At 40.2% G+C, this 5357-nt stretch carries 5 protein-coding genes; all 5 read right to left on the bottom strand.

All coding sequences use genetic code 11. The features are described 5' to 3' along the window. On the bottom strand, nt 1–460 hold a 460-nt coding region (locus DBR11_RS22540), incomplete at its 3' end, for an SDR family NAD(P)-dependent oxidoreductase (protein ID WP_146186630.1). 12 nt (nt 461–472) lie between these two features. Then, nucleotides 473–2131 carry a UxaA family hydrolase gene (locus DBR11_RS22545; RefSeq protein ID WP_108554863.1) on the bottom strand — a complete coding sequence of 553 codons (1659 nt, stop codon included), beginning with the start codon at nt 2129–2131 and terminating at the stop codon, nt 473–475. Further along, on the bottom strand, nt 2131–2466 hold the full coding sequence (locus DBR11_RS22550; RefSeq protein WP_108554864.1) for an L-rhamnose mutarotase: 336 nt from the start codon (nt 2464–2466) through the stop codon (nt 2131–2133). The genes DBR11_RS22545 and DBR11_RS22550 overlap by 1 nt, the downstream gene beginning before the upstream one ends. Nucleotides 2467–2493: 27 nt before the next feature. Next, nucleotides 2494–3744 (bottom strand): L-fucose:H+ symporter permease, encoded by a 1251-nt coding sequence (gene fucP / locus DBR11_RS22555; RefSeq protein ID WP_108554865.1) that lies wholly within the window; start codon nt 3742–3744, stop codon nt 2494–2496. Between the two features lie 163 nt (nt 3745–3907). After that, a complete protein-coding gene (locus tag DBR11_RS22560; protein WP_108554866.1) occupies nt 3908–5041 on the bottom strand; it encodes a glycoside hydrolase family 105 protein in 1134 nt (377 codons plus the stop codon). Nucleotides 5042–5357: the final 316 nt, after the last annotated feature.

Below are 5357 nucleotides of genomic sequence, written 5' to 3' on the forward strand. Positions count from 1 at the left end.
TCATAGAATAAGCAAAACGATCAGTAATTCCAACTACAGCAGCAATAGAAGCCATATTCAGAATTACGCCACCGCCTGCCTTTTTTAACAAAGGAATTGCTGCATATAAACAGTTATAGGCACCCTTAACATTTACATTAAACACCTTAACAAAATCCTCTTCACTCGTGGTATCTGCCTTACCAATATGGGCAATCCCAGCATTATTCACCAAAATATCTACGCTGCCAATTTGATTAAAAGTTTCCAGTACCTGGTCCTGGCGGCTTACATCACAACCATAAGCCACTGCAGAACCACCTGCAGCCTTAATTTCCTGCACCGTCTCTGATGCACCATCAGCATTCAATTCTATAATATGTACAACTGCCCCCTGTTTGGCAAAACATAGAGAAATCGCTTTTCCTATTCCGCTTCCGCCGCCGGTAATGACCGCCGATTTTCCTTTTAAACTAAACATGATCTATATAATTTATAATGAAACTCCTCTTTTCCATGGGATGAAATCATCCTGATTTAACAATACTGCTTTAGGAGTAATTTCGCCACTGGCTGCTTTGATACAATATTCTAAAATCTCCTCGCCCATCTGTTCTATGGTTTTTTCACCACGAATAATTGCTCCGGTATCGATATCAATAATATCCCCCATTCTATTGGTAAGCGCTGTATTTGTAGCTATTTTAATAACAGGGCAAACAGGGTTTCCTGTTGGCGTACCTAAACCTGTAGTAAACAATATTAATGTGGCACCACTAGCGGCTTTTCCGGTTGTTGCTTCGACATCATTTCCAGGAGTGCATACTAAACTTAAACCTGGTTTAGTTGCAGCTTCTGTATAATCCAACACATCTACAACAGGTGAAGTACCTGCCTTTTTAGCTGCTCCTGTACTTTTGATCGCGTCCGTAATTAAGCCATCTTTTATATTTCCCGGTGATGGATTCATGTGAAATCCTGAACCCACAGCATGCGCTTGCGCATCATATTCCTGCATGAGTTTGATAAACTTATCTGCGGTAGGTTTATCTATACATCTATCAATTATGTTTTGCTCAGCTCCACATAATTCAGGAAACTCTGCCAAAAGAACCTTAGCGCCAAGTGCAACTAATAAGTCAGAAGTATAACCAACTGATGGGTTAGCAGAGATACCACTAAAACCATCGCTGCCACCACACTTAACACCAACACAAAGTTGACTTAGTGGAGCAGGACTTCGTTCTATTTTATTGATCTCCGTTAAACCGGCAAAGGTTTTAAGAATTGCATCTTTGACCAATTGCTCTTCGCTTTGGCTTTGCTGCTGTTCAAAAATCAGAACTTTTTTATTAAAGTTAGGATTGCGTTCCTTAATGTCATTTAACAAACTTTGAGTTTGCAAGTGTTGACAACCAAGGCTGAGCACAGTGATACCGGCCACATTTGGATGATCCGCATATGCAGCTAATAAATTGCTTAATAAATCAGAATCCTGACGCGTACCCCCGCAACCACCCTGGTGATTAAGGAATTTTATACCATCAACATTTTTGAATACTCTGTTTTTGGTTATCTGAGCAGAAGCGAGGTTAGCTACATCAAAAGATTCTATTGATTCGCCACCCTGATATGCGGTAAGCAGCTGATCTGTAAATTGTTTGTACTTATCGGTTACATTATACCCCAAGGTATTGTACAAAGACTCTTTTATGACATCAAGATTTCTGTTTTCACAAAAAACAGTTGGAATAAACAACCAGTAATTTGCTGTTCCCACTTTACCATCCTGACGGTGATATCCATTGAATGTTCTGTTTTGAAACTTTGATACATCCGGTGCCTGCCATTGATAATTTACATCTCTGTAGGCATATTCCTGAGAAGCATGATGAACATTTTCAGTAGTCATCAATCCTCCCTGAGGAATAAAAGTAGTGGCTTTTCCCACCAAAACCCCATACATTAACACATCCTCACCAATTGCTCTTTCCGTTATAAAGAACTTATGCTTTGCATGTACATCATCCTGTAAATTGAATGTTAAGTTATTCCATTCAATTTTTTGTCCTTTTGGTAAATCCTGCAAGGCTACCAGCACATTATCGTCTGGATGTATTTGCAAGAAACTTTTATTATTTATTATTGACATTATGCTTTTAATTCAAATATTTTATCCATCATCACCCATTTCTCACCCGGTTTAGAACCCGGTATAGCCTGCTGATATTTCCACATTAATTTTTCCCATTCCTGCACCTTTTCGTTCGAGGCATCCATTGCTCCTTTCTTTTCAAAGCTAAATTTACCATTTACTTCCATCATCATAAACAGCCTATTGCCATATCTGTAAATTTCCATGGCATCAATACCGGCAGAGGTAATACTGTCCTGAATTTCCGGCCATACCTGCTGATGCATCACTTCGTATTCTTTGATCAGATCAGGATCATTTACCAGATCAAGCGCTAAACAATATCTTTTCATTTTATATATTTTTCTACGGTTTTTATCTTATGCTCTTTTAACAACCTTATGTCCGGTTACCCCGAACAGGAATACCACAGCGAAGCATATTAATGGCACGATATAGCCAACCTGAATATCGGCTAAATCAGTAATATAACCCATTGCCGGTGGCAATAATGCCCCACCTACGATGGACATGATGATCAGACTGCTTCCAAATTTTGTGTCCTTTCCAAGATCTTTGATCCCCAAAGAGAAGATAGTTGGGAACATGATGGACATGAAGAATGCAATACCAATAACAGCAAATAGTGCTACAGTACCGTGAGATACCATTGCCACCACACACAGTAGCATGCTGGCTACTGCATAAATAGCCAATAAACGTTCTGCTTTTATAAATTTCATCAGGAAAGTACCAAGTACACGCCCGGTTAGAAAGGCTAATCCCATACCAATACCTGCATAGCCGGCTGCCTTTTGCTGATCAATTTCTGCAGCTTTGGTCGCATATAGAATAAAAAAGCTAAACACACAAACCTGAGCACCTACATAAAAAAACTGAGTAAGAATAGCCCACCTCAGGTGTTTGTGTTTAAGCGCATCCATTAATGTATGGTCGGCTGCTTTGTCGCCAGGCTCTTGCGTTTCAACAATTTCAGGTAATTTCAGGAAGACAAAGATGATGGCAATGACAAGAATAATACCCCCTAATACTAAATAAGGTGTTTTTACTGACGACGCTTCTGATGCCAAAGCAAATTCCCTTGCTGAAGCTGTCATTTTACTTAATTCGGCATCTGAAATTCCTTTTATTAAAATAATTTTAGCACCAATTATCGGAGCAGTCATTGCTGCAAGCCCATTAAATGACTGCGCAAAATTTAAACGAAATGTTGCCGTTTCGGGCGGGCCAAGCAATGATGCATATGGATTAGCGGCTGTTTCCAGAATGGTAAGTCCACAGGCAATAATAAATAGTGCTCCCAAAAAGAACACATAAGCCTGCGTATTTGCAGCCGGTATGAATAAAAATGATCCTATAGCAAACAGCGCCAGACCTAGAATGATCCCTGTTTTATAACCATACTTTTTCATAATGAATCCCGCCGGAAGCGCCATAACAAAGTAAGCGATAAATACAGCAGAGTCTACCAATGATGCTTCTAAAGTACTTAGACTAAAAGACCTTTTTAAATGCGGGATTAGAATTGGATCTAAATTATGTACAAAGCCCCACATAAAGAACAGGGAGGTAATCATAATAAATGGGAACAGGTACTTGTTCTTAGACATGTGGTTATAAGGTTATAATTTGAAATCAAAGGAAGTTAAAAATTGAACCCTGGTTATGTAAAATCTTACCCAATCATTCAAGCAAATTGACATTTTTACCGTAGAAAAATGGCGATTAAACAAAATGAATCGATTTCGTAAACCAGAAACTAGTATAAAAGTACTATTGCAATAAGGCTGTGGCAGACCATAATACAGGAGCCTGCCCGTGCAAATCGCCTGTTAGTCTTTTCCTGTCAAGGTAAAACTGGCGGCTGGTGTTTTTATTGGTCCCCTCGCAAACATCCCGGACATCCCCCATTGTATCTATACAGCCCACCAGTGCTATCCATGCTTTTCTTGCTGCCGGCGCATAAGTCTTTGCATCCAGCCAGCCTTTTTTCACACCAGTAATCATGGCATAGGTAAACATCCCCGTAGACGAGCTTTCTTCCCATGATTCTGCATCATCAACCAACTGTCTCCACATACCGCTGGGCGCCTGGTACTTCAATAATGAAGCCATCATCTCTTTATAGCCCTTCATAATCCTTGCTCTGTCTGCCTGTTTAGCAGGAAGGGAACTCAACAACTCCGCCATTCCAGCAGCCATCCAGCCATTTCCTCTACCCCAATAAAACGGTGCAGTTGGCGCATGATAGAATAAACCATTCGGCTTCTGCAAGGAATCCAGGTAAACCACCATCTCTTTCGCTGCCCTATCCAGGTATTTCTGCTCTCCTGTTGCCTGAAAAGCCTGGTTCTGAAGCGCAGTGATCATAAACATATCATCAATCCACATTCTGGTCTGCCAGGCCAGGCCCTTTTTGTAAAACTCATGAGATTCAGCAACTACCCTTGGGCCCTCCGGAGCTCCCCATTGCTTATCTGCAATTCCCTTACCCAAATCGAGGTATTTCTGTTGTTTGGTCTGTATGTATAACTGTAGGGGTACTGAACCAAATACAGCATAATCGACATGGTCAGGCACCGGAATCATTTTGGCTTCGTTCCCAAACAAAGGTTCAAACCTCTTCTCCAGCTGATCGAGCAATGCTTTATTATGGGTTACCCCCGCAAATTTAAGTGCTCCGTACCAAGTACAGGTTTCAGGATAGGTAATGACTTTTGGCGGCCCTGGCCTTCCAAAATTGGTATGTGGCGTGGCTATAAAATGATCCGCTATCCGTTGCCCCACTTCCTTCGGATCAAAACCTTTAGGCCAGTTCTTCAAATCCGTTTTATTTTGTGCCAATCCTGCTGAAGAGGTCAAAATTGATGCAGCGATCAAAGAATGTTTTACAAATGCTAAATTCATGTTTTACAAATTAAATAATGCAATGAGTACCGCAATAAAGCCAAATTAACCCAGGCATTATTCTACATAATTGCCTTATTATTCAGTTGTATTGTCAGTCGACCTCCAAAATAGCCGCCAAAATAATTGAATCATTTGCCTGTATAATTGAATATCAGATCTTATTTTTAAGCTAAACTTAAAGACTAAACCAGACAAGCAAATATATGAGATCCCTGAACATTTATACCGCGGTTTTCACCGTACTTCTAAGTACATCTGCCTTTAAAACAACTACAGAATCACAATGGCAGTCTAAACTTGTCCATATTAAAAG

The organism is Pedobacter sp. HMWF019, assembly GCF_003061025.1.
In the GTDB taxonomy this organism is placed as follows: Bacteria; Bacteroidota; Bacteroidia; order Sphingobacteriales; family Sphingobacteriaceae; genus Pedobacter.

Excerpts from the sequence above, each read along its gene's own strand:
- DBR11_RS22545 (WP_108554863.1), bottom strand. The coding sequence starts at position 2,131 with ATGTCAATAATAAATAATAAAAGTTTCTTGCAAATACATCCAGACGAT.
- DBR11_RS22550 (WP_108554864.1), bottom strand. The coding sequence starts at position 2,466 with ATGAAAAGATATTGTTTAGCGCTTGATCTGGTAAATGATCCTGATCTG.
- fucP (WP_108554865.1), bottom strand. The coding sequence starts at position 3,744 with ATGTCTAAGAACAAGTACCTGTTCCCATTTATTATGATTACCTCCCTG.
- DBR11_RS22560 (WP_108554866.1), bottom strand. The coding sequence starts at position 5,041 with ATGAATTTAGCATTTGTAAAACATTCTTTGATCGCTGCATCAATTTTG.